The sequence below is a fragment of the Deinococcus sp. YIM 134068 genome (genome assembly GCF_036543075.1).
In the GTDB taxonomy this organism is placed as follows: Bacteria; Deinococcota; Deinococci; order Deinococcales; family Deinococcaceae; genus Deinococcus; species Deinococcus lichenicola.
On record NZ_JAZHPF010000015.1, the window covers coordinates 39,629 to 63,633 of the forward strand.

Annotated in this window: 17 protein-coding genes; 11 read left to right on the plus strand and 6 right to left on the minus strand. The window is 64.2% G+C overall.

The genetic code is table 11. The features are described 5' to 3' along the window. Positions 1-51 precede the first annotated feature (51 nt). From V3W47_RS14025 to V3W47_RS14040, 4 genes are all read left to right on the plus strand, one after another. Positions 52-681: a cation efflux transmembrane domain-containing protein gene (locus V3W47_RS14025; RefSeq protein WP_331825843.1), complete on the plus strand. Its 630-nt coding sequence runs from the start codon at positions 52-54 to the stop codon at positions 679-681. A 52-nt stretch (positions 682-733) separates the two neighbouring features. Then, positions 734-988, plus strand: a complete 255-nt coding sequence (locus V3W47_RS14030) for a glutaredoxin family protein (RefSeq protein ID WP_331825844.1) — start codon at positions 734-736, stop codon at positions 986-988. Further along, positions 985-1,365 carry an ArsR/SmtB family transcription factor gene (locus V3W47_RS14035; protein ID WP_331825845.1) on the plus strand — a complete coding sequence of 127 codons (381 nt, stop codon included), beginning with the start codon at positions 985-987 and terminating at the stop codon, positions 1,363-1,365. The genes V3W47_RS14030 and V3W47_RS14035 overlap by 4 nt, the downstream gene beginning before the upstream one ends. 111 nt (positions 1,366-1,476) lie before the next feature. Beyond that, complete coding sequence (locus V3W47_RS14040) at positions 1,477-4,434, plus strand: Tn3 family transposase (RefSeq protein ID WP_331825846.1); 2,958 nt, start codon at positions 1,477-1,479, stop codon at positions 4,432-4,434. A 262-nt stretch (positions 4,435-4,696) separates the two neighbouring features. Here the strand turns inward: V3W47_RS14040 and V3W47_RS14045 are convergent, their stop codons facing one another. Next, on the minus strand, positions 4,697-6,178 hold the full coding sequence (locus V3W47_RS14045; protein ID WP_331825847.1) for an SEFIR domain-containing protein: 1,482 nt from the start codon (positions 6,176-6,178) through the stop codon (positions 4,697-4,699). Between the two features lie 582 nt (positions 6,179-6,760). Here V3W47_RS14045 and V3W47_RS14050 point away from each other — a divergent pair. Together V3W47_RS14050 and V3W47_RS14055 are read left to right on the plus strand one after the other, a co-directional pair. Next, complete coding sequence (locus V3W47_RS14050) at positions 6,761-8,461, plus strand: type I restriction-modification system subunit M (RefSeq protein ID WP_331825848.1); 1,701 nt, start codon at positions 6,761-6,763, stop codon at positions 8,459-8,461. 111 nt (positions 8,462-8,572) lie between these two features. Then, a complete protein-coding gene (locus tag V3W47_RS14055; RefSeq protein ID WP_331825849.1) occupies positions 8,573-9,490 on the plus strand; it encodes a hypothetical protein in 918 nt (305 codons plus the stop codon). Between the two features lie 107 nt (positions 9,491-9,597). Here the strand turns inward: V3W47_RS14055 and V3W47_RS14060 are convergent, their stop codons facing one another. Together V3W47_RS14060 and V3W47_RS14065 are read right to left on the minus strand one after the other, a co-directional pair. Further along, the gene (locus V3W47_RS14060; protein WP_331825850.1) at positions 9,598-10,551 is read right to left on the minus strand and encodes a tyrosine-type recombinase/integrase; all 954 of its coding nucleotides are present in this window, start codon (positions 10,549-10,551) and stop codon (positions 9,598-9,600) included. 37 nt (positions 10,552-10,588) lie between these two features. Further along, the gene (locus tag V3W47_RS14065) at positions 10,589-11,224 is read right to left on the minus strand and encodes a hypothetical protein (RefSeq protein WP_331825851.1); all 636 of its coding nucleotides are present in this window, start codon (positions 11,222-11,224) and stop codon (positions 10,589-10,591) included. A gap of 76 nt (positions 11,225-11,300) precedes the next feature. On the opposite strand from V3W47_RS14065, the gene V3W47_RS14070 reads away from it, so the two are divergent. The 3 genes from V3W47_RS14070 (at position 11,301) to V3W47_RS14080 (ending at position 13,842) form a co-directional block, all read left to right on the plus strand. Beyond that, entirely contained in the window at positions 11,301-11,588 is a 288-nt protein-coding gene (locus V3W47_RS14070; RefSeq protein WP_331825852.1) for a transposase, read from the plus strand. Between the two features lie 2 nt (positions 11,589-11,590). Then, positions 11,591-12,475, plus strand: coding sequence for an integrase core domain-containing protein (locus tag V3W47_RS14075; protein WP_331825853.1), 885 nt, complete (start codon positions 11,591-11,593; stop codon positions 12,473-12,475). Positions 12,476-13,056: 581 nt separating this feature from the next. After that, positions 13,057-13,842, plus strand: a complete 786-nt coding sequence (locus V3W47_RS14080; RefSeq protein ID WP_331825854.1) for an IS5 family transposase — start codon at positions 13,057-13,059, stop codon at positions 13,840-13,842. A gap of 20 nt (positions 13,843-13,862) precedes the next feature. Here the strand turns inward: V3W47_RS14080 and V3W47_RS14085 are convergent, their stop codons facing one another. Continuing rightward, entirely contained in the window at positions 13,863-15,401 is a 1,539-nt protein-coding gene (locus tag V3W47_RS14085; RefSeq protein WP_331825855.1) for a S1 family peptidase, read from the minus strand. A 142-nt stretch (positions 15,402-15,543) separates the two neighbouring features. Here V3W47_RS14085 and V3W47_RS14090 point away from each other — a divergent pair, with 142 nt between their 5' ends. Next, a complete protein-coding gene (locus V3W47_RS14090) occupies positions 15,544-17,247 on the plus strand; it encodes a hypothetical protein (RefSeq protein ID WP_331825856.1) in 1,704 nt (567 codons plus the stop codon). 173 nt (positions 17,248-17,420) lie between these two features. Continuing rightward, the gene (locus V3W47_RS14095) at positions 17,421-21,191 is read left to right on the plus strand and encodes an SIR2 family NAD-dependent protein deacylase (protein ID WP_331825857.1); all 3,771 of its coding nucleotides are present in this window, start codon (positions 17,421-17,423) and stop codon (positions 21,189-21,191) included. A 418-nt stretch (positions 21,192-21,609) separates the two neighbouring features. Here V3W47_RS14095 and V3W47_RS14100 read toward each other — a convergent pair whose 3' ends face one another. Both V3W47_RS14100 and V3W47_RS14105 read right to left on the minus strand, forming a co-directional pair. Next, a complete protein-coding gene (locus V3W47_RS14100) occupies positions 21,610-22,440 on the minus strand; it encodes a DUF4238 domain-containing protein (RefSeq protein WP_331825858.1) in 831 nt (276 codons plus the stop codon). A 22-nt stretch (positions 22,441-22,462) separates the two neighbouring features. Next, positions 22,463-23,848, minus strand: coding sequence for a replication initiator protein A (locus tag V3W47_RS14105; protein ID WP_331825859.1), 1,386 nt, complete (start codon positions 23,846-23,848; stop codon positions 22,463-22,465). Between the last annotated feature and the right edge of the window lie 157 nt (positions 23,849-24,005).

Consider the following 24,005-nt stretch of genomic DNA (forward strand, 5'->3'; position numbering starts at 1 on the left):
AACCCACAGCGCCTTCACCGTCAGCGGCGGCCATCAGAAAGGTGAACTCCCATGAGCGATTCCCGGACAGACGACAACGCACCCCACCTCGACGCCAGCCAGGCGGCGGACCGCCGGATCCTGTGGCTGGTCCTGTTGATCAACCTCGGGCAAGCCCTGGCGGGCGCGGGTGTCGGCGTCTGGGCGTCGTCCACGGCCGTGATCGGCGCGGCCCTCGACAATCTGGCCGATGCGTCGGTGTACGGAGTCAGTCTTTACGCGGTGGGCCGCGCCGCCACCATCAAGGTGCGCGCCGCCCGCCTGTCCGGGTGGCTCCTGATCGGCCTGGCGGTACTGCTGTTCGTGGAGGTGCTGCGCCGGTTCTTCGGGGGTGAAGAGCCCATCGGCCCCGCGATGATGACGATGGCGGCGGTCAACGCGGCGCTGAACCTGGTCTGCTTGCGGCTGCTCAGGCGCCACCGGGGCGAGGACGTGAATTTCAAGGCGTCGGCCATCTTCACCAGCAACGACTCGCTCGTGAACCTCGCCATCGTGCTGTCCGGTGCGCTGGTGTTGTGGTTGGACTCGAACCTGCCCGACCTGGTGCTCGGCGTGATCGTGTCGGCCATCGCGGCCAACGGGGGCCGGGAGATCCTGTCCGAAGCCGCCGAGGCGGCGGAAGATGCCCGGTCGGAGGCTTGATGCCCGACCCGCCCTCCCTGCTCCCTCACTTCCTTTCCTTCCGAGGTGTCCCATGCCCCCGACCGTGACCGTCTACACCGTCCCCAACTGCTCGTCGTGCGAGGCCGTCAAACGCTTCCTGGGAAGCCGTGGCGTGCCGTTCACTGAGAAGAACGTCCGTGAGGACCCCGCCGCCCTGGCGGAGATGCAGGCCCGGGCCAACGTCCGCATCGCTCCGGTGACCGTGATCGGCGAGCAGGCCTTTTACGGCATCTTTGACGACCAGCGCCCCCTGCTGGAGGCGGCCCTGCAGGAGAATGGGGCATGACGACCACGACCGCACCCAAGATCGACCGCGCGGCGGACTGCGAGGTCCACTGCGTCCACCCGGAGGCGGTGGCGCGGGTGGAGGCCGGGCTGCCTGACGACGCTTTGATTGAGCGCGCGACCAGCCTGGTCAAGGTGGTGTCTGACCCCACCCGGCTGCGTATCCTCTCGGCGCTGGCGCTGGAGGAGCTGTGCGTGTGCGACCTGGCGGTGATCGCGGGGATCAACGAGTCCACCATGAGTCACCAGCTTCGCCACCTGCGGGCACTGGGCCTGGTGACCTTCAAGAAGGTGGGACGGATCGCGTATTACCGGCTGGCGAACGATTACACCACGCGGCTGATCGCGGACATGCTGGCGCACGCCCGGGTCATGTGAGGACGGCGGTCGCAACTGGCGCCCCCTTTCAACCTGTGTCTTTCCCAGGGTGTTCACTCCTGCTGATGTGACCCGTTGAACAGCTAAACAGTCATCGTTCAAGGAGACTCCGTGCACCAACACTGGACCATTGAGGACTTGATCGACGACTGGACCCTTCTTCCTATCGAGCAGGCTCTCCTCGCGGGCAGCCAGGAGGCCAATCGCCTTGGCCTCGCGGTGATGCTCAAAGCCTTCCAGTACGAGGGCCGATTCCCGGCCCGCACGAGGGACGTTCCCCAGGCCGCCGTGGCGTTCGTCGCACGTCAAGTGGGCGTCGAGGTCACGCAATTCGAGCGGTACGATTGGCGGGGGCGCAGCAGTTCCACCCACCGCGCCCTGATCCGCGAGTTCTGCGGCTACCGGGCCTTCGCGGAAGCGGATGTGCCGCCACTCGTGGACTGGATGTGCGAGCACGCCCTGCCCAGAGAAGAGCGCCAGGACCTTCTGAAACTGAAAGCTCTGGCCCTGGACCACCTGCGGGATTCACGAATCGAGCCGCCGACCCACGCACAACTGGAGCGCCACCTGGCCTCGGCGGAGCGCACCTTCGAGACGAAGTTGTGTGGGCTGGTCTTCTCCCGCCTGGACCCGAGCTGGGTCCAGGCTTTGGACGACTTACTGCGGGCCACCGTCGCGGACGAGAACGAGCCCGAGGCCGACCGAACCTCGCTGATCCATTCGCTGCGCACCGACTCCCGCAGGCCAGGATTGGAAAGCGTCGAGGAGCAGATCGCCAAGCTGGGGCGACTGCGCGCTGTGGGCCTGCCGAAAGGGCTGTTCGAGGGCGTGCCTATCGGTGTGCAGCGGCGGTACCGGGAGCGAACGGGGGTAGAGACACCCAGCGAGCTGCGCGCCCACCCGGAGGCGATCCGGGCGACCCAGCTCGCCGCGTTCGTTCAGCTCCGGCTCGGCGAGATCACGGACTCACTAGTGGACCACCTCATCCATACCGTCCACAAGATCGGCGCCCGGGCCGAGCGGCGGGTCGAGAAACGCATCCTGGCCAATATCAAGAAGACCTCCGGTAAGGACCGCCTGTTCGAGAGATTGCTGGAAGCGGCACTGGACAACCCCGAAGGGACGGTGCGGGAAGTGCTGTTTCCCGTCGTGGGGGAGGAGCGTCTGCGCGACCTGCTGCGGGAGTTCCGGGCCAGAGGGTCGTACCGCCAGGAGGTGCATATGCACCTCCGGTCCTCATACAAGCAGCACTACCGCCGCATGACCCCGGGGCTGCTCACCGCTCTGGAGTTCCGCTCCAATAATCCAGCACACCAGCCTGTCATTGACGCCCTGGCGCTCGTCAAACGCTACCTGAACAGCAAGGCGCTCAACTATTCCACTTTTGAAGAAATCCCCGTGCAGGGCGTGATCGCCAGGAACATGCAGGACCTCATCCTGGAGACGAACGAGGACGGCGAGGTCCGGCTGAACCGGGTGAACTACGAGGTCTGCGTCCTCGACGCCTTGCGGGACGCCCTGCGTTGCCGGGAGGTCTGGGTGGTAGGCGCCGACCGCTACCGCAACCCGGACGCCGATCTACCTGCGGACTTCGAGCAGCAGAAGACCGAACATTTCGCGGCCCTGAAGCAGCCCCAGGAGGCGACCCAGTTCGTGACGGGGTTGCGCGGGCGGCTCCATGACGCCCTGGTGCGTTTCCATGCGGATCTGCCGAAAAACGAGAAGGTTCGCGTCGTCTCCAAGGACGGGGGACGCTTCGGTGTGACGCCGCTGGACCCGCAGCCCGAGCCGCCCACCCTGGGGGCGATGAAAGGGGAGCTGGGGCGGCAGTGGCCGGGGACCGGCCTGCTGGACATGCTCAAGGAGGCTGACCTGGACGTGGGCTTCACCGACCTGCTGCGCAGCGTGCTGACCCGGGAGATTCTTCCCCGGGCGGAGGCGCAGAAGCGCCTCCTGCTGTGCCTGTTCGGGCTGGGAACGAACACGGGCCTCAAGCGCGTTGCCTCCGGCGACACCATCACCCCCGATCAACTGCGCTATGTCCGCAAGCGGTACATCACCCGCGAGGGCCTGCGGGCCGCCAACGCCCAGCTCGTGAACGCCATCCTGGCGGCGCGCCGTCCTGACCTGTGGGGCGAGGGGACCACGGCGTGTGCCTCGGATAGCAAGAAGTTCGGGGCGTGGGACGGCAACCTGCGCACCGAGTGGTCGGTGCGCTACGGGGGCCGGGGCGTGATGATCTACTGGCACGTCGAGCGCAAGGCCACCTGCATCCACTCGCTTTTGAAGACCTGCTCGTCCTCGGAAGTCGCCGCAATGATCGAGGGCGTTCTGAAGCACTGCACCGAGATGGAAGTGGAGCGGCAGTACGTGGACTCCCACGGCCAGAGCGAGGTCGGCTTCGCCTTTACCCACCTGCTGGGCTTTCACCTGTTGCCCCGGCTCAAGGACATTGCCGGGCAGAAGCTGTACCTGCCGGACCTCGCGCTGGGGGAACAGCTTCCCCTGTTGAAGCCCGTTGCCGCGCAACGGGCGATCCGGTGGGAGCTGATTGAGCAGCAGTACGAGCCGATGGTGAAGTACACGACCGCACTTCGCCTGGGGCTCGCAGACCCCGAGTCCATCCTGCGGCGCTTCACCCAGGCCAATGCCCGGCATCCGGTGTATGCCGCGCTCAAGGAACTCGGCAAGGTGATCAAGACGATCTTCCTGTGCGAGTACCTGGGGAATGAGGCCCTGCGACGGGAGATTCACGAGGGATTGAACGTCGTGGAGAACTGGAACGCGACGACGGACTTCGTGTTCTACGGCAAGGGGGGTGAGATCGGTACCAATCGACTGGAGGATCAGGAAGTCAGCATGTTGTGCCTGCACCTGGTGCAGAACTGCCTGGTGTACGTGAACACCTTGATGCTTCAGCGCGTGTTGGAGGACGACCAGTGGCGGGAAAGGATGACTGCGGAGGATTGGCGGGGCCTGACGCCGCTGATCTACCAGCACGTCAATCCGTATGGCATCTTTCGGCTCGACATGACTACCCGGCTGGATTTAGGACGGGCAGCAGCCTAAGCGCGACGCAACAGAGCGGCCAGGTGAACCAGCACCTTCCTGTCTAGCCCTTTTGCGAGCCAGCGCAGCGACCCTGGCGGAGGCCCAAGTAAGTGGCATTCATGTCGTGAAGAGCAGCAACGCCCTCCGCCCAGCCCTGCGGGTTGGGGTCCATGGAAATCAGTGTTGTTCGTGACATGCTTGGGTTCACTTTCGTGGAGGGCGGACTCAGGACTGACTGGTCCTGACGAAAGCGTTTCAGGTTAAGGCGTGGAGGGCCGCCTCAAGGCAGGGTGCCGAGCGCCTCAACATTCAACGCATGATCCAGAGACCCCCACCCGTCCGTCATCCTGGCGTAGGCGTCGCCGAGCGCCGCCCGAATCATCACCGTCAGCTCCGCGGCAGTTGTCACGCCGAAGTAGGGCAGCCAACGTTGGAGCACCCGGCGACTTGTGAACCGGACAAAGAGGTCGAACCGGTCACGCCGACCCCAGTAAATAGCCGTCGGGGCATACCACATTGAGGTGTAGCGGGTCGGGGTCTGCTGAACGGAGGCCTGGCGCTGCAGTCTGGACTTGACGGTCAGGATCAGGTCCGCTTCCTGCAGGCGGGCAAAGTCCACCTTGGCGAACGAGGCACGCTCCCTGAGCCATTCCGCCTCCGGGGATTTGTAGCGCTGCGCCCGCAGCCTATTGAATTCGTTGCGAAATTCATCGCTGACGTAGTAGATCGCCCCGAACGCGTCCGGTTGAGTCGTGCCGTGTTTCTCAATGAAGTAGGTCCGGTCGGTCAGCGCGGTGAGCACGTCCTCCTGCCGCTCGCGAATGCAGAGTGCAGTGAGATACAGCATCAGCTCCGCCCTGACCAGTTCGGTCACGGTCAGGGTGGCGCGGTTTAGGCTGGAGGTCTCGGACTGGGTGACCACCCCATTCACGGCCTCCTCGAAAAAGTCTCCAAGGAGGTCGGCGTTCAGCGCGCCGTGGCGGGCGGCCAAGTCCATCAGTTCGACGAATTCGTTCCGGACAGGCAGGAAGGCCTCGGCGGCCTCCAGCACCTTCGGATAGTCGTACTGCCGGTCGGTGACGGCGGGAGGAAGTGCTCCCACCGCGGCCTGCAGTTCCTCCAGGTACGCCCGCAACGTTGGCTCCACCCGGCGGCCCTCCTCCACTGCCCGGCGGAAAGCCTGTGCTCTCGCCCAGGTCGGGGGTGCGGCGGTCGGCGTTCCCTGCAGGTGCGCGGGAACCTTGCCCACGGGTGGGGCGACCAGTTCGGGCTGGTCGAGCAGGAAGCGCAGCAGCCGGTCGATGTTCGCGTCGTACTTCTCGTCGGTGCTCATGTCGATGTACAGGGAGCTGCCGAACATGGCGGGCAGCTGGGGCTTCCCGTCTGTGAACCCGAAGATTACCGCCACGAACCGCCGGCGCTGCTCGTCCGGTGAGCCCTGGGTCATAAGCTGGTCGTACACGTGCTGGCTCATGATGGTGCCCTCCTTGCCCACCCCGCCAGTCCGGCTGTTCGCCTTCTGCACGTAGGTGGCGTCGCAGATGGCGATGACCTTCTGCACGTGCTGCTGGGCCACCTGCTCCATGAAGCGGTCCGTGTCCATGCCCGGCTGCAGCGCGTACTGGTCGAGGATGGCGTCGACCCCGTTGTGGCGGAGATAGTCCACCAGCTTCCGCACCCGGGCCACATGGTCCTCACTCGTCCAGGCGTAGCTGACAAACGCCTTGATCGGCGTCCCTTCGTCCCCACTCACCGCAGTCATCCCTGGATTCTATGGCTAAGTTCATCCGCCGCCACCTGACACCCGCATGGCCGTCTGCAGAAGCGCCACAATCAAGGTCACCGCCTGGCACCACTCCGTCATTTCGCCCGCTGACCAGTGTTTTGGCGTCATTCCTTTGGAACCCAAGTCCTCCATCCAGGCCGGGAGGCGGAGACGCCCGGCCATTACCCGGTCATCAAGCCTGGCACGCTCACCTCCCCAACCGCCGCCCTCAACAGGTGGCCTTTCTCCACTACCGCAGCCTTCAAGATCAAGCTGCTCCTAGCGGACTACAGGAGTGCAGTGAACTCTGTGCCCGTTTCGGAGGGATTTCAATGCGAACGACAGCCCATTTTCTGATGACATTGAAGTGAGGAGCTGCTCCTAAAGCTAATAGAGCAGTTTGGCTTCTCCGGCAAATCTCGGCGCTCAGAGGCACTAAGACGCCGATTGAGCTGTGTTGCACTATCTCGTCCACAGTGGTATCGTCAATCACTTGATCCGAAAAGGAGCAGCTCCTTTTTGGACTTTTGGGAAAGGAGGAGTATGCCTAAGGGGAATAGGAAGGCTGAGAATTCGGTTGTGAAGACCGCTGCTGCAGCTGGTGTCAAGACGGTCGTAGGGCTGAAGCCTGAGGAAGTTGTGCGCCAGCGCGTAATCAAGGATTTGAAGGCGCTGGGGTGGCAGGAACACCGTCTGAGGTGGAAACCCGAGTGGCAGATTCCGGACACGCCGCACGACTTGACCAAGCGCGAACGCGGCCAGAAGTTCTCGACCTGCGGCTCGGCGGATCTGGTGGCTTTCGCCGACGACACCTGCGAGTGGCACGCCCTCCAGGTCATCTTCGAGTTCAAGGCACCGGACATCGACGGGGGAAGGGCCCAGTTGATGCGGTACTTGAGCAACGAGCCCATGGCCAAGATGGGCTTCTGGACCAATGGCGAACAGACCTTGGCCGTATACAAAAGCCACAGCTCCGGCTGGGTCATGGAGCCGAACGCCACCCTTCCGCGCCCCGGTGATGATCTGACCAAGCCGCCGGAGAGTCCACCGACGTGGAACATGATGCGGACCCCCAGCGAGGCCGAACTCTCCGGTGCGCTGCGCCGTGTCCTTGCTACGGTTGTCGTCGGTGACCCCAACGTCACGCGGGCTGAGGACCAGCTTCGTGAGGTAACGCACGTGCTGTTCGTCAAGCTCGAGAGCGATTCCGTCGCCAGCCACAGCGCCAACCAGAACGACCCCGTGGACTTCCGCATCTACGGCGACGCAGTGACCAAGGTGACATTGACCGCCAAGGAGATTCGTAAGCAGTTCCGCTCCTACTTCAACAGCCAGCGCACGCGGATCTTCAACCCCAACGACCGCGAAGACCTGCTGTTGAGCGACGAGACCATCTACGCCCTGGTCGCCGAGTTGACCCCGTACCGGATCCTCGGCGACAAGGTCGACTTGTTGTCCAAGGCTTTCCAGATCTTCCGGTCCAAGGCACTTAAGAGCGGTGAAGGCCAATTCCTGACCCCACTCCGGGTGATCCGCCCGTGTGTGATGGCGATGGAGATCACGTCCAGAGACAAGGTGATTGACCCAGCCTGTGGTACCGGCGGCTTCCTGGTTGAGGCCCTGCGGCAGGTCGCTGATCGCGACTTCCCGACCGAGGCCGAGAGTTGGAACCTGGTCAAGTGGGCCAACGACAAGCTCTATGGCATTGACAAGGACGATATCGGCGTCAAGCTGACGCGGGCCATCATGGTCGCCATGCGCGATGGATCCACCCACGCGATGCTTGGTGACGCCGTGCGCCTGCACCAGTGGCCGCAGAAGTACCCACTGTTGGCTCAGACACTGGGTGCCAGCGATAAGCCCGGCGAAAAGCCCAAGGTACACGAGCAGTTCACCGTGGTTATTACCAACCCACCGTTCGGCGAGGACCTGAAGGTGAAGGCGGCGGACTGCCGGCAGTCGAACTACTCGATCTCCAAAGCCGCTGCAATGAAGGGCGTGAACGACTACGTCGACCTGGAGATCGGCTTGGTCTACTTGGAGTTGGCCCACCGCCTTCTGCAAGTCGGTGGTCGGGTGGGCATCATCTTGCCCGAGACTTATTTCTTCAGCCACTCATACCGCTGGCTGGCCGGGTGGCTACACGGCCGGTTGGAGTTGCGCGGCATGCTGAACATCCCGATGGAAGCTTTTGAGGAGTTCTGCCGGGCCAAGACCAACTTCTACATCTTCGAGAAGGTCGGCAATGGCGATGACGGCACTCCCAAGGCTAACAAGTAAAGGAGACATGGAATGGCTATACACAAACCGTCCTGGTTCTCCAATGAGCACATCCTCGTCTCGACGGCCCCCACCTGTGGTCTTACCAAGGGGGGACGACTTTTGGGGAAGGTGGATCCTACCACCGGTAAGCGATTGCAAGTCGTCGATCCGGAGACGGGTGGCGTAGTTGATGCTGTCAACGACCAGCTTCTTGAGGACATGGAGGCCCTGGTCGCCGGCCGCACCACCGAGACCCTTCGGTACGTCGACGCTAAGGGCGTGAGCCTGCGGTCCGCCGTCCCCGTGTACCACGACCGGCGGTTCATCGACCACTACCGGGAGGCACTGAAAGCCCCCCAGTTCGAGGGCTTTGTCTCCAGGACGCTGGAGGACCTGGTGAACGCAGGCGGCCTCGAGATCATCGGCGGTCACGGTTCCCCATCCGTAGACCAACGCATTGGCGAGGTGCCCTACATCAAGGTGTCTGACCTGCGGGCCGGCCTGGTGAACATCAACCCTACCAATCGCGTCCCTCGGTCGGTGGCGCAGAAGTTCTGGAGGGGCAACTCGTCCGGCTTGAAGCCATTCGACCTGATGTGCCCCGAGCGCACCTCGAAGAACATCGGCGACTTCTGCATCCTCATGCCCGGCCAGGAGCAGGTGGTCCTGACCAAGGAGATCATCGTCCTGCGTCCGGGGCCAAACGCCAATTTCGACGCGTTCTACTTGCTCTGGGCCATGACGCTGAAGATCGTGCGCGACCAGTGGAAGCGGGTGATCTTCATGCAAACCAACCGTGAGGACGTCGGCAAGCGTTACCTCGAGGTGGAGATTCCGATCGCCCCAACGTCCGAGCAGGCGCAGCGGGTATCGAAGGCGTTCCGGGAGTACTACACGACCATTGCCGACGCCCGCACCCATCTGAGCGAGTACCTGGCGACCAGCGGAGGCCATCACTTCTTCGTATCTGGGGCTGAGGCCCCGGACGAGGACGACACTATTGTCGAAGTCATTGATGGCGTGGACGGTGACAGGGCGTCCAACTAGCGTCTCGAAACCAGCACAAAGGGCTCAGCCTCATCGTCGAGGTGGAGCCTTTTTCTTGCTCAGGCCACAGACGGCTGCTGATTGAAGACTCGCGAGCTGGTTCTGACCTACCAGTCCCGGTTGACAGCCTTCTCCTGCGCCCGGGCGTGATTCACATAGATGGAGCTCGTCTCCATCGACGCGTGACGCAGGTGGTCCCGGACCTCCAGCAGGTCGCGGGTCTCGCGGTAAACCTCGGTGCCCGCCGTATGGCGCAGCCCGTGGACGTGCCGCCCGTCGTACCTCACCCCCGCCCGGGTGCACAACTCGCGGAGCTGGTCGCTGACCCCTTTGCGGGTCTGCAGGCTGAGCGCCCGGGGCCCGAGCCTCGGGGTCATCTCCACCCAGCTGCGCAGCGCCCGCTCGGTGCTCCGGCTCACCGGGACCTCCTGGCGTTTTTGCCGCTTGCCCGTCACGACGAGGTAGGGCCGTTCCGCGTCCAGGTGCAGGTCGGCCCGGGCCAGGCCCAGCATCTCGCTCACCCGCAGACCGCAGTGCGCGCCGAGGAGCACGATCACGGCCTGCTGCGGGTCGGCCACCTTCAGCAGCCTCGCGATGTCGCGGGTGGAGTACGGCTTGCGCTTCTCCCAGGCGGGGACCGGGTCGCGGGCCGCCCGCACGTCCGTCAGCGGGGCCGCGTCCGTTGCCCCGGCCCAGCGCAGAGCCGCGAACAGGGCCCGCGCCGCCGCCAGCCGCACCTTTACGCTGCCCGGCGCGAGGCCACTGACCTCCAAGTGGCGCGCGTAGGAGAAGCCGTCGTTCGGTCGCGGACGCAGGAGCTGAACGCCTCCCGGAACCGCCCACGCGAGAAAGGTGCTCAGCCCCTGACGGTAACTCACCAGGGTATGGTTGCTGACGCGGGCGCCGCGGCTGCCCCGGCTCACGAGGTAGGCTTCGATCAGGGACCACAGGCCCTCCTCGTCCACGTCCCGGGCCCAGCGGATCGCATCACGGCGCAGGGCGTCCGGCTCCATCCGGGCCAGCCGTTCGGAGCGGGCCGCAAGGTCCAGACGTGCTGCCATCAGCTCCAGGGTCATGTTCCGAGTTTAGGCCGTCCGCCTATGAACCGTTGAATCTCCCTTCGAGGATTCGGCCGATCTGGGGGTCCAGCGGCACAAAGCGGGAGTGATACCAGGTCTGCTGTAACTCCCAGAAGCGCCCCTCCCGATCCTGAATGGCATAGGTCGTCGGGGACAAGAGACGAAAGCGGGCAGGACGGCTGCCCATTTGACGTGCCCATTCGTGCTGAAGCTGGGTGGTGAGGTTGGCCATCCTGTTGTGCTTCATGACGGCCTCAGCAGAGTCACCGCTGCTCACCACTCCGCCCCCGGGCGGATGGTACGCGACTCCATCAAGGTCATACATCATCAGGAAGCCCCTACGCATCTGCTGGATATGCTCGGGGTTCTGCAGGACAGGAAACAGGTTGTCCACCCCTTTCGCCCGGTATTGCTCCATCACGTGAGGCCAGTCCCGTTTAAGGATCTTCAGCAGCCGGATGTTCTCGTAGGGCCGAGGCTCATGCGGCCAGACAGCCAACAGCCGAAACGTCTGGCCGTCAATGTAAGCAAAGGCGGTGTGCTTCGTTCGCGTATAGAAGCCCCGACGGTTGAGCTCGGTGCCGAGATGGAAATGCGAGATCCGCCAGTCACTGAACAGTGGGTCATGCCGTTTCCGGCACACGGTCGTGGACATCCGGGGGTAATGCTCTAGGAAATCCTTCCAAAAACACCCGCCCATTTGCGAGGGTTGGGCACACTGGAGGCGAAGTATGGGGAAGCAGCGGAAAAAGTGGCCGACGGATACCAAGGAGCAGATCGTCCTGGCAGTTCTGGGGGGCCAGCTCAGCGTGGCTGAAGCTGCACGGCAGCACGCGGTCAACGAGAGCCTGATTCACACCTGGAAAGCCCAGTTCATCGAGGCGGGCCGTGCCCGCCTTGATGGAGACCGCCAGGGGGACCGACACACCGAGCTGCAACGCGAGAACGAACGTCTCAAAGTCTTGGTGGGCGAGAAGGAGCTGGCCCTCCAGATTGCAAAAAAAGCACGGGGTCTTTGAGTGTGGCTCAGCTCCTCACCCTCTACGAGGAGTTTCGCAGAGACCATCCGTACCTGAGCTTGGCCTGCTTCGCCCGCGAAGCAGGGGTTCCGGCCTGGAAGCTGCGAGACGCCCGCCAGCAGGCCGCTCAGCAGGCAGGGCGGGAAAAGCGGCAACAAGCCCGGCTGGAACGGATTCGTCAGGTGGCGCTGTCACATCCCACGTACGGCTACCGGCGACTTCATCAGGTGATGGCGGCATCACCTGCCCAGGAGCAGCCTGCTCCTGGGCAGATCGGGCTGCACACGATTCGCTTGGCCCTGGGCGAACTGGGCCTCCAGCCGCCTGTTCCAAGAAAGACCCGGAAGAAGGTTGTCCCTGCAATCTGCGAGACGTTGTGGCCCAGCGGGCGCCGTATTCAGGTCGATGCCACCCGGTTCAATCTCGGGGATGGCATCTGTTGGGCGTATCTGGTTCTGGACGTGGAGACCCGCACGCTGCTCCATGTCTCCGTCGTCCGCAGCCTCGCGGCAGGCAGCGCGGGGACCGCGCTGCACATAGGGCTGAAGGTGTTGCGGGGCCTGGGTCTCCGTGAGGAGGTGTTGGTCATGACGGATGGCGGCTCAGATTTCACCTCGGCGGCCTTTCAGACTGCCTGTCAGGAGGTGGGGTGCTGGGTCCGGGCCAGGGTCTCGCAACAAGGAGGGATGGGCGTTTTGGAGCGCACCAACCGAACTCTGAAATACGAGTTCGTCTTCCGCGAGGAGTTCGCAACCATGCAGGAATTGCGCGAGGGGGCTGTCAGATTCCGTGACTGGTACAACCAGGTCCGACTTCATTCAGCTCTGGGGTACGCCTGCCCCTGGGCTAAGCTGTTGGAGACGGCGAAGTCTCGCAACGCCGCTTGAAGGATTTCCTGGAGCAGTACCGGGGCAAAAGCGAGTGCCCTCCCGCCACTTCGCGCTGGAGCATTTCGAGGCCCTGCTGCTCGCCTGGAGTTAACGTCGGAATGACCTCCCGACTGGCCTCGAAATCCCGGGGTTCTGCGCTCGGTACTTGGTGCATCAGCTGGTAGTAGACGTGCCCAGCGTCGGCCAGTGGGAGGCCGGTGGCCTCCTCGTAGTCGAAGGCGATGAGCCACTGCCGTGCGTCCCGGCAGAGATCGTCGTAGAACTTCACTTCCCAATTAAATCAAGCCGAAGCAGCGGCTGAGGCCGGGAAGAGCCCTACCCACTGGGGGTCAGTTTAGGACCGATTACGTCGGTTATGTAACCTATTCTGAAAGAGTGGAGCCAGGGAACTCGGAAGGCTCGTGAACGTTCGCACTTTCCCTCAGGGCTGGAACTGGGGATGCGGTGGCGATGCATCATCCCGATTCGTGACGGATTGGCGCTGGTGCCGAAGTGGGCACTCGAAAGAACTTCCTGACCTTCTTCCGGGCTCTAAGAGCCTGTTTGAAAAGGGTCAGGCGCTGAGGCAGTTTTGAGGTGTGAAACGCAAAACGTACCCGAGCGACCTGACCCTGAAGCAGTTTAAGCGGCTTGAATTCTTGTTGCCTGCGGGCCGACCCGGAGGGCGGCCCCGTGCCGTGGACTTGTACGAGGTCATGTGTGCCATCCTCTACACCCTTCAAAACGGCAACACCTGGCGCGCTTTGCCGCATGACTTTCCGAAGTGGCAGACGGTGTACTGGTATTTTCGCCGCTTTGAGCGGGACGGAACCTGGGCCGCCATCAACCGTGTTCTGGTGCGCGAGACGCGCTGCGCCAGTGGGCGCAGCGCCGAACCGAGTGCCGCCATCCTGGACGCACAATCCGTCCGATGCTCCCCACAAGCCGGGCCACGAGGAAGGGATGCCGCCAAGCGACTGATCGGGCGCAAACGGCACATCTTGGTGGATACGTTGGGTCTGCTGCTGTTTGTCCTGGTCACCAGCGCGAACGTCCAGGATCACAACGGTGGACGGTTTGTGCTGAACGCCGCACGGCTTCGCTTTCCTCGGATAGAACTGGTGTGGGTGGACCGTGGGTATCAGGCAGGCTTGGTGGGATGGGTCAAGGCCCTGTGTGGTTGGAGGCTCGAAGTGGTGCGCCCGGAACCGGGCGCACGCGGCTTTCAGGTCTTGCCCAGACGCTGGGTGGTGGAACGTTCCCTGGCCTGGTTGACCCGTTCTCGTCGGCTGTCCAGGGACTTTGAGGGGCGGCCTCAAACCACCGAAGCGTGGTGCTACCTCGCCAACATTCGCCTCATGCTTCGCCGTCTTGAACCCTGCTGAGACCCTTCTCAAACACGCTCTTAGGGCTTGCGGAACCCACGGCTCTCAACGGCAGGGGTATCCCGCGCGGACGGGAGAGACGAAGCTTCTGCACCTGGAGTGCCGGGGCCGACCTCTCCCTGCCGTTCGTGGACGACGAGCGTCGTGGCCACCCTTTGGGACGCGACCATGACATGCCACAAGGCCAGGACGAACGTCAGGGCACTCGCACCCGAGGCAAGCCACGCCAACCCACGCAGCGTTTCCCAACCCCAGCCGCTCCCATCGAAGAATTTGCCCCCATCGAAGATTCGGGTGCCGATGACCAGAACGGTGGTCAGCAGGGCGAAGAAGGCGGCGTGAAAAGTGCTGCGTCCTGCCCGGCCCAGGGCACGGGCGAGGGGAAGAACCCCCACGCCCGTGTAGAACGCCCCGGCACCATACAGCAGCGCCGCAAAGACCCCGAGGCCCAGGAAGGTCAGGTTGGCGAGGTCGTTCACCCCGGTCACGAAGATGTTCTTGGGCAACTCGCCCTTCTGGGAGAACGAGACGTAGGAGATCGCTGCCAGCCAGAAGGTGGAGAACACCGAGAGGCCGACGACGAGCGTCAGGTAGGCCTCCTGCCACGCCCGGTGGAGTTCGGCGAGCAGGGCGCGTGGTTTCGCCGTGCGGACACGGAGCCAGGTGGAAGCGCGGCGCACGCTCCGCACCACCCGCCGCAGCCGGCCACCTACAGGGGCAGGAGTAGCCCGCTCCCCAAAAGGTTGATGCTCTATAGGGACCTGCGGCTCATGGATCAGAAAGGAGGAGGCTGCCAGACGGTCCACCGCGAGGGCATACCCGAAGCCGACATTCGCGGAGCGGCGCAGTTCCCGGGTCAGGGCGATGAAGGACCCGTGCATGGCGATCAGGCGATCCACCCCGGGTTGGGGAATCGGGCGCGCCGTGAGGTGGCCGTGGAGGAAGGCGTGCTCGGCCTCCAGGTCCTCGATGGCCCTGGTCAGGCCGTCGGCCTTGCGGCTGACGATGCCGATGACCTCGCCGGTCTCGGGATCGATGAGGGGGCCACCGGAATTGCCCGGGTTCACGCTGGCACCGAGCTGGATCACGGTCACACCGTTGCGCTCATACAGGGACGAGATGACGCCCTCGTGCACGCAGAGGTTCTCGTGCGTCAGTGGGTAGCCGAGGAAGACGACCCGCTCGCCCAGGCGACGGCCTTGCCCGGAGCCCAACGTGAACTGGTATCTCTCCTGCGCGGCGAGTTCGGAGAGGAAAAGCACGGCGAAGTCGGCGTCCTCCTCGGGAGAACCCTCCTGGAAGCCCGCCAGAAACGCCGGAAGGGACAGCTCGACGGCGGCGGCCGTGGCGCGGCTGCCCAGACTGCTGGAGCGCACCACGACCCGCGCCTCCGGTTCGTCCCGCTGGGCCCGCAGGGGGGCGAGGACGTGGTTGTTCGTGATCAGGTGGCGCTGCACCATGAACCCGGTCGCGCTGGCCTCGACCTTGCCCCGAAGCACCAGTTGCAGATGAACGACGCCGGAGTGAATCTGCTCGACCACCTGGGGAAGATTCGACATCAAGGTCAACCTACGGGGTGGACGCCCTGCTGGTTGCCGGAACTCACCCGTCGAGGAAGCTTGCCCGCGCGTCCGGTTCCCCGTAGTCCATATGGCGCGACACCCAAAGCAACTTTTTCTCGTCTCCGGGCGTACGAGTCGAGTGCCCGAGCAAGAAGTCAATCCCACCGTTGCTTTCCTCCGCCTGAAGCGGTTCCTCGACAAAGTGGATACGGCCGACACCCTCGGCATGCTGAGCCTGCTTACCTGGCACGAGATGCACCACATCAGGGACCCGAACCTCGACGTCCTCTACCCGTTCGCCAACGCTCCGGTGCTTCAGTACGTCACCCAGGCAGCCCTCCTGGCCGGTTCCGATCAAGGCCGGTCCCCTCGGCTCTCGGGCGACGGCATCTGCCAAGCGGTCCAGCTCGGGCATGACGTGCTCTCCCCGCCACACTTGCCCGGCGACGTCATCAGCAAGATGTCTCTGCAAAGCCTGACGACAGACCTGTTCGCTCCCATGCTCCGTCATCAGGGCCGGTTGCAGAACCCCGACTTCTTCTGGAGCGCCGCCCAACAGTGGCAGCTTTTCAACGTCATCCCCCACCGGGACGCGGCGCTCCTGGCGAAGAGGGCGGGCGGGCAATATCTCGATATTCCTGCCGAGGTTGGTAAGCGGACCGGTCTGCCGATTGAGGATGTGTACGCCGTGGCCTGCGCTGTCTATTCGATGAACATGGCGGGAACCAGGGCCCTCTCTCAGGAGTTGCAGGCAACGCCCAACTTCGCCGCACCTCACGAGAGACTGCTGTGGTTTGTCGACCAAGCCAGGCGGGAGGGACGGCCAATGGGGGCCTTCTTTACCGTCCAGGACCTCCAGCGGGTTCTCAAGGACGAGACCCCCCACCGGGCCCGTGTTTGGTTGAACACCTTCAGCGCGCCACCCCTCATGTTGAAGCGGAGAACCGAGGAGGAGCGCAGGTACAACTCGGGGGAACTGACCTTCCAGGTGTTGCCCCTGGAAGCGACCCCGGTGGTCCGGTTGAGAGGAGGGCGCTTCATCGTGCCGAACGCTCACTCCTTCGTGGCGGGCCTCCCACACCTGCCCGAACTCCATGCCATGCTCAACTGGCCGAGACCGGAGCAGAACCGGCTGCGCACCACGCTGGGCTACATCCAGGAGACCTACCTGGAGGAGTTCGTGGGTCAGGCGCTTGCCGGGAGCGCCACCCTGATCCCCGAGCGCGAGTACCGGCGCCCCAGCACAGGCAACCCCGCCCGGGGTCCCGATCTGACCGTCGTTGAGCCGACGAGCAGAAGCGCGGTTCTGGTCGAGAGCAAGGCCATGCTCTTCGCCGACGAGGCCCGCGTGGGAGCGGGCATAGAGCCCTTTGCCAACGTGGACGACCGCATGTCGGAGGTTGTGCTCAAGGCCGACTGGAAGGCGGCCGATCTCCTCGACGCCAGAGTCGGAACGTACGATCCTTTTCGGGCTGACCTGTCCGTCGTCGACCCCTCGCGGGTCGTGACGGTCATCGTTCACGCCGAGCATCTGCACGGTTATAACGTGACCTGGAGGGCCAGGCGCCGAAGCGAGGGGCATGTCCTGCACGGGCACACGCCGAACTTCATCGCTCTCAGCCTGGAGGAGTTCGCGCGGTTCGCCGACGGCGCCCGCCAATCAGGCCGTTCCCTGCACGACCTGCTGCGGGAGCAGATTGACGTCATCGAACTCCAAGACATCGGCTTTGATCAGTCCGTGTTGGAGGGGCTTGGGAACATTGATGAGGAAAGCGTCTGGCGCAAGCAGCTGATGACCTTTATGGACTCAGTAGAAGCACAATGGCTCAAGGCAAAGAGTTAGCGCGGTCGACTACAGGGAACTGTCCGGTAAATGCCCGTACCTCTACTTTTCCCGCTCTCGCAAGCTGCAAGGAAGCGCGTATAATACAGCAAGACCGTGCTGCTAATCATTTATTCCACTCCTGAGTCCTCCACGTCCCGTTATCCAGGTGTTCAGCTCATAGGGGGCCGACCTTGACCGCTCCCATCTTCCGGGGGGCGGCGTTCGTTGAACATATCCGCACACGTTTATGGGACGGAGGGGCATCCGGACGCGCCACTGTGATGATCGGTGCGGGCTTTAGCCGGAATGCACAGCCCAGCAGCCCGAGTGCTCCCCGCTTCCCACTGCTGGAGGACTACCGTGCGGCGCTGGCCGAACACCTGAATCTCGGTGCCTCGGTGGCGGCCCACCTGCCCCTGGAACGCCTGGCAAGTGAGTACGAGGCGTCCTTCGGGCGTGAGACCCTCAACGACGCCATCACCCGCCTGATCCCCTGGCGGCAGTACCACCCGGGGCCCCTGCACCAGTTGCTGCTTGAGCTGCCCTGGGCGGACGTGTTCACCACCAATTACGACCCGTTGCTGGAGGATACGCGCGCGCTCGTACACGGCCGGAAGTACGACCTTGTGCTGAATCCGGACGACATACCGACCGCTAGCCCGCCGCGTATCGTGAAACTGCACGGCAGCTTTCCCTCTATGCGCCCCTTCATCTTCACGGAGGAGGACTTCCGAAGTTATCCACGCCGCTTCGCGCCGTTCGTGAACCTCGTGCAGCAGGGCATGATGGAGCACACCCTGTGCCTGCTGGGCTTTTCGGGCGACGACCCGAATTTCTTGCGCTGGGCCGGATGGGTGCGGGACGAACTCGGCCCCCACCGTCCCCGGATCTACCTCGTGGGCGTGCTGGATCTTCAGGACGGACGGCGCCGCTACCTGGAACAACTCGGCATCACCCCCGTTGATCTGGCCGAGCTGTTCCCCTGGAGGGCGGATCAGGACAGCGGCAGGCGTCACCAGCAGGCGACCGAGTGGTTCCTGCGCTCGCTCGCCAACGGGGAGCCGCCTGACCTTCGCCGGTGGCCGGGCGGCGCTGTTCGTCCCCAACCACACGGGCTACCTCATGAGCCGCTTCCTTCTCGCAGTCCACACGTCATGCCCGAGAGGGATGAGGACGGTCAGCGGACGTTGAGCGGTGCCTACCGGCAAGCCCGCGCCCTGCGCCTTGCCTATCCAGGTTGGGAAGTCTGCCCGGTGGAGAAGCGCGAAACGCTTCACCTGACCTCCCGGGGGTGGTTTGGCCGGGTCCTGATCGAGGAGGCTGTGGAGCAGGAAGCCCCCCTGGACCTCCTCATTGCACGAGAGGGCGTGTGGCAGTTGGCGCTTGCGGGTGAGCCGCTTACACCGACTGGCGTGAAGGCCCTCGACACAATCCTGACTCGCACCGATCCCAGCACGCCACCGGACGGCGATTCAAACGTGGTCCTTCCGAAGGAGTTCAGCCCCTCGGACAAAGGCGAGGTGCTGCCCTGGCTGGAGGTGAAGGCGGCCTGGGTCGAGGCCGCGTTCGCGCAACTGGTCGAGGCACGCGAGGACGTTCACGAGGAGCGGTTCCTCAAGTGGGAGGAGGCCCTGCGGGGCATCGTGCAGGGCCACCCGGACTGGGAGGCCCGGCGGGATTGGGAAGGCGTGCGCTGGGCCATCACCATACTTGACCGCGAGGGCGCACTCCAGCGCCTGCGCCGCTGGCCCGAGCAACACAACGACCCCTTCTGGGAGGGCCGGAGGGCCGCGGCCCTAGCAGAGGTCGGCGAGATCGAGGCGGCCCGCGACCTCAACCAGCGCACCCTGAATCGCGTCCGCGCCGCCCAGGTGCCCGGCCAGGCGGACTACCGCCTGCTGTCCCAGGAGGGCTGGTTGATGGTCCAGGCGCGCCTCATCGGCATCGAACGGTACGAGGAGTGGGAGGCAGAGGTCGCCGCCAACGACCGTCGCATAGGTCGCCTCAGCACCCTCCGTCAGTACGACTGCGACCCCTGGGAAGACCTCACGCGTCTGAAAACCCAGGCCGCGGAAGCGTTTTTGAAGTTGAACGCCCAGCAGGAGAGCCTGTCCGAGGAACGGGAGTTCGACGCCGGTTGGGTCAAGCGGGTCCGCGTCATTGGTGGGTCCGCCACGGGGCGTGACGCTAAGCCAGCGCTCCGGTTGCTGCGCCTACCTGAGTGGGCCGCCTATCCACTGCGGGTCGGCTCGGTGACCTTCGGTGCTGGCGAGCTGACACCCGTGATTGTGCCGCTGCTTCGTGGGGCCGCGCCCCGCCTTGGCGCCCTCACCGCGGTTCGGGCAGGAGCGGGCGATGCTCTCAAGGTGTCGCTGAGCCGGGACACCGTGGCGAACATGGTGCCGGAGGACGCCTCAACCCTCATCGGGTTGCTCCTGAATGCCCTAAGCCAGGCGGGAGAGGAGGCCGAGCGCGCGCGGGAGCGCATTCGGTACGGTGAGCACCACTTCTCATATCAAGTGCTTCAGCACGGACTGGAGGCTCTCTCACGGTTGATGCTGCACGCCGACCCTGAGCAACGCCGTGCGGCTGTCGAACTCGCCATACGCCTGGCTGGCGTACACGCGATTCAGTGGGACAGCAACTTCTACGAGCCCCTCGGCCACCTGCTGCGCCGCGGTGTAGGGGTGATGTCCAATGAGGAAAAGCTCGACGTCTTGCCCAACCTCGCGGCGTTTCCTATTCCGGCAGGTAACATCTCGCTCGGTGAACGTTGGCCCGACCCTTTCTCAGAACAGCACTTCTCCGTTCAACTTCCTGCCGATTTGGCGCCCCTGCCAGCGGACGTTCCTCAGCGGCTGCTCGCTCAGGCAGGCGCAACATCAAGTTTTGAGCGACACACCGCGCTCGTTCGCCTGGCCGCCCTCTTCAGGTTGGGGTTCCTCAACCCGGAGCATCAACAGGCCTTCGCCCAAACCCTGTGGCGCGACCGGGACGACCAGGGCCTGCCTCGGGACACGCCCTTCTACCGCTTCGCCTTCTTAAAGCTGCCGCATCCCCCGGGCGTCGAGCCCGATACCCTGTTAAAAGCACGGTACCTCGAAGGCGGTGCCTTTCAACCCGTGGCGGAGGATGCACAAGAGGTCAACTTGGGCAAGGCCGACCCCCAGGCCAGGATGCGCAATGACCTGATCAGTCTGAGAGAGGCCCCCCTGCCCTGGACGCCCGAAGACATACGCAGGCTCCTTGATCGCCTCCAGGCGTGGTGGCCCGGCATGATTCGGGCCTGGGAGCTCCTTCCTGAGGACTGGGTGGATAGGGGGGCGGCCACGCCGCTGCTCGACGTTCTCAGAGAAGTGCTTTTGCCCCACGCAGGAACACATCGAGAGGCCGTCGGGGCGTTCATCCATGAGGTGGCGCAATATTTCCAAACCCACGGCTTTGCTGTGTCCCCTGGTGGGACCACCCTTAATGACCAAGAGGCGGCGCGAGCCCTGGTCGATGGGCTTATCGGCGCGGCACCTGGTGTGTTGAGGGAGGTGACCCAGCGCGCCGCTCGTACCCTGCTTGCCGCCAGCCAAGACAATGAGGCGTTGAATGAAGACCTCCGTGAATTGCGGGGAGCGTTGCTGGCCCGGGTCATCTACCGGGCCTCCCCAAATTTGGACGCCCCCCTACGTGCCGTGGCGCATCTGATCAAGCAAGGCATGATCCTTGAGCCGGGGGAACTGCGGCAAGTGCTGCTGAGCCTCTTCCATCTTGCGTATGAAACGGCGCCCCGACCCGAGACAGGCCCAACGAACGAGCAACGCAGCGAGCGCGCCGACCTGCGCGCCGCCGCCTCCGCCCTCGCCGCCGCCCTTTACCAACAAGCTCAGGATGAGCCTCCTCCCACCTTGGTGACCTGGGCGGAGATTGGCCGTAGCGACTCACTGCCCGAGGTACGTGAGCCCTGGAAGTGACGTTGCCCCCGTTTGGGGTCCAGCGCTGACCCCTGAGGACGCTCGAAGTGCAATTGGACCAACCACGGAGGCACCCTCAACTCGTACAGGTCCCCCACACGGCTGCCCGCTTTAGGCTCGCTTCTCCCCTTGACGCGGTAGAGCGCCAGCCTCACCGGAAGCACGTCGTCCAAACGTACATCCCTCGTGATAACTGTGCGCGTACGGGAGCGCCTGCTCCACTCCAACTGGGTATGGGTGATCAACACGTGCGAGTGCAGGTTAGGAGGTAGGCCTCGACAAGCGATCACAAGCTCCCGAGTCGTGTCGCGCACCGCCTTTGTCGCCTCCCGACTCAGCACGTTCGGGTTCAACGCGATTCCTGGCCTACCCGGGCCCCAAGGTTCGCAGCAGGCAATTTCAGGATCGTGCGCGCATCCTATGGAGCCGGAGCGATGGGGGAACGCCCCAGCACCAGCACGTCGGCGGCCTTAAAGGTCATCAGGTTGCGCTGCTCTACCTGTTCCGCCCGCATTTCAATGACCCTCGGGAGGCGGCGAACATGCTTCCCGACGAAAACAGCGGTGACATCCCAGGCGAGCGGCAAGTACAGCTCCAGACGCTCGTCCTTCAGGCCAACCCCGCCCCAGAACGCCCGCCCGTCATCGGTGCCGCGTCCCACCAAGGTTGGATGGTCGCTGACCCAGAATGCCTGATTATCCAAAGGAACCAGGAAGGTCAGCCGATTCTGGGCGATGGTGCCACCAAACCACGCGAAGTCGTCCTGCATGTGCTGTTCCAAGAGCCCCAGGTGGGCGTAACGTCCCACGTCCTCATCGTTCAGGGTCATGCCACTGGTGCGGTACTTGGGGGCGACTTGCTCCATCTCGGCCCGTGTTTTCTGGGTCCGGACCATTTGGAGGGCCACGAACTTCGCCAACTCGAACTGCTCGTCAGCGGTGACCAACGGTCCATGCGGCGGCAAACCCGCCCGCTCCAGCCGCACACGCCCAAGCACCCGGTTGATCACCCTGAGCAAGGGCGCCTCGAACTCCCGGTCGAGTCGACGCTCAAGCTCCAGCGGGTCTTCGCGCCTGGGGTCTGTATGGAAATGGTCCGCGGCGGCTACGTCCCGTGGTTTGGCGTGTTGGAAGGACCTGCCGGTGCGTTTGTTGTACCCGTACAACCCGCCCATAGAAGTCGTGAAGTTCGCCAGATACCCTGAGGGAACGTAGTGGTGCCACTTTGAAGGTTGCTGACGGTTGGGCATCCGGTCAGCCTAACGTCGACTCTCACCCACCAGAATGGAGCCGCCGCCGCAATCCCTCGACGAACCCCTCCCACTCCCCGCGCGCCCGCGCCGCGGTCGCCTGCCCCGAGAGTTCCGTCGCCAGGAGCGTGCCCGCCACGGCCTGGGCCTCCAGGAGCGCGAGTTCCTCCCCGTTCAGCACCCGGCGCAGCATGAACAGCAGCGCCCCACGTTCCTCCCGCCACTGCTCGGCCGGGGGCAGCCGCGAGAGCGCCTCCCGCTTGGCCGCCGCCGCCTGCTCGGCCTGGCGTTCGGCTTCCCGCTGGCGTTCGAGCGCGAGAGAGGACTGGACCGTGCGGTCACCCTGGGGCGCCAGGATGCCCGGGTCGAATTCGTACTTCTCCCGGTTCACCAGGAAGTCGGACAGCAGGCCTCCCGGGTTGCGGATGGGCGTGCCCCCAGCCATCCGCCGGTGTTGCAGGAACTCCACGGCTTCGTGGATGCGGTCCGCGTGATCCCGGGCGAGTTGCACCGCACGGGGCCCACCGACCCCCTGCTCGCGCAGCAGCCGCACCAGCCCCGGGTCCGGGTCCGCCTCCGTCATGTACACGTACTCCAGCTGTGTGTTCTGCCCGCGGCCGGTTATGTGGATGTCTTGGAGGTAGTGGTTGGCGATCAGTTCCTCGTGGGCAGGTTCGAGGACGCGGCGGATCTTGTCCGTGTCGGTGCTGTTGATCCCGCAGGCAGCCCGCCAATCCATCAGGTTGACGATCAGGGTGGAGCGGATGCTGCCCTCGTCGTCGTAACGGTGCGCCTCGGACAGACGATAGAGGGCCCGTGAGGGGGGTTGTTCGAGGCGTTCGAGCACCGTGCGGTTCAGGGGGTGCATGAAGCCCGCCCGCAGGCTCTCGGCGATGGGGGCACCGAGGCGCACGCTGAGGGTGCTGTCGGGGACGAGCTCCGGGGGATCATTCACGCTCTCCTGGTCCCAGAAGCGGATCTGATCGACCACCCGGAAGGCATCGTTGAAGCGCACCGCACTGCCGTCCGGCCGCCGCCAGCCCTCGCTCACGATGAAGCCGGTGGACCAGATGCGCAGCAGGCCCTCGCGCATGCGGTGAAAGGCCCGGCCGTTCTTGGTCATCAGCGAGGCCTCGCGCAGGGCGTTGGCGCTCGTGTGGACCCAGTTGTCCTCCGAGGTCCCCTGTTGAAGGAACAGCTGCTGCAAGCCCAGCACAAGGTCCGCGTCCGCACCGTGAGGGCGGCCTCGGCTGGAGTCGCCCTGCACGCGGACCGTGCGGCCCCCGATGACGAAGGCGGCCTGCCAGTTCGGTGTGTCGGTCAATCGGGCCTGAATGCTGAACAGCCCGAGCCGGTCGAGATTCCTCTCGATCTGGGGGGCGGTCGGCTTGGGGCGTTTTCTGTTCATGTTGTGTTTTTAACTGCTTAAAAGATAAAAGAAGACAACAACAGGCGGGGGCGCATTTCTCGTTATAGCCGCTCTTTTTCGCCGGTCTTCCCCCAAAGGTGTCCCACTTGAAGGGCAGTTTCCCCCAAAAGTATCCCAGGGGATGGCCCAGTTTCCC

Bases quoted from the DNA above. Each gene is read 5' to 3' on its own strand.
- V3W47_RS14025 (WP_331825843.1), top strand. From the start codon at position 52: ATGAGCGATTCCCGGACAGACGACAACGCACCCCACCTCGACGCCAGC.
- V3W47_RS14030 (WP_331825844.1), top strand. From the start codon at position 734: ATGCCCCCGACCGTGACCGTCTACACCGTCCCCAACTGCTCGTCGTGC.
- V3W47_RS14035 (WP_331825845.1), top strand. From the start codon at position 985: ATGACGACCACGACCGCACCCAAGATCGACCGCGCGGCGGACTGCGAG.
- V3W47_RS14045 (WP_331825847.1), bottom strand. From the start codon at position 6,178: ATGACTGCGGTGAGTGGGGACGAAGGGACGCCGATCAAGGCGTTTGTC.
- V3W47_RS14060 (WP_331825850.1), bottom strand. From the start codon at position 10,551: ATGGCAGCACGTCTGGACCTTGCGGCCCGCTCCGAACGGCTGGCCCGG.
- V3W47_RS14065 (WP_331825851.1), bottom strand. From the start codon at position 11,224: ATGTCCACGACCGTGTGCCGGAAACGGCATGACCCACTGTTCAGTGAC.
- V3W47_RS14070 (WP_331825852.1), top strand. From the start codon at position 11,301: ATGGGGAAGCAGCGGAAAAAGTGGCCGACGGATACCAAGGAGCAGATC.
- V3W47_RS14085 (WP_331825855.1), bottom strand. From the start codon at position 15,401: ATGTCGAATCTTCCCCAGGTGGTCGAGCAGATTCACTCCGGCGTCGTT.
- V3W47_RS14100 (WP_331825858.1), bottom strand. From the start codon at position 22,440: ATGCCCAACCGTCAGCAACCTTCAAAGTGGCACCACTACGTTCCCTCA.
- V3W47_RS14105 (WP_331825859.1), bottom strand. From the start codon at position 23,848: ATGAACAGAAAACGCCCCAAGCCGACCGCCCCCCAGATCGAGAGGAAT.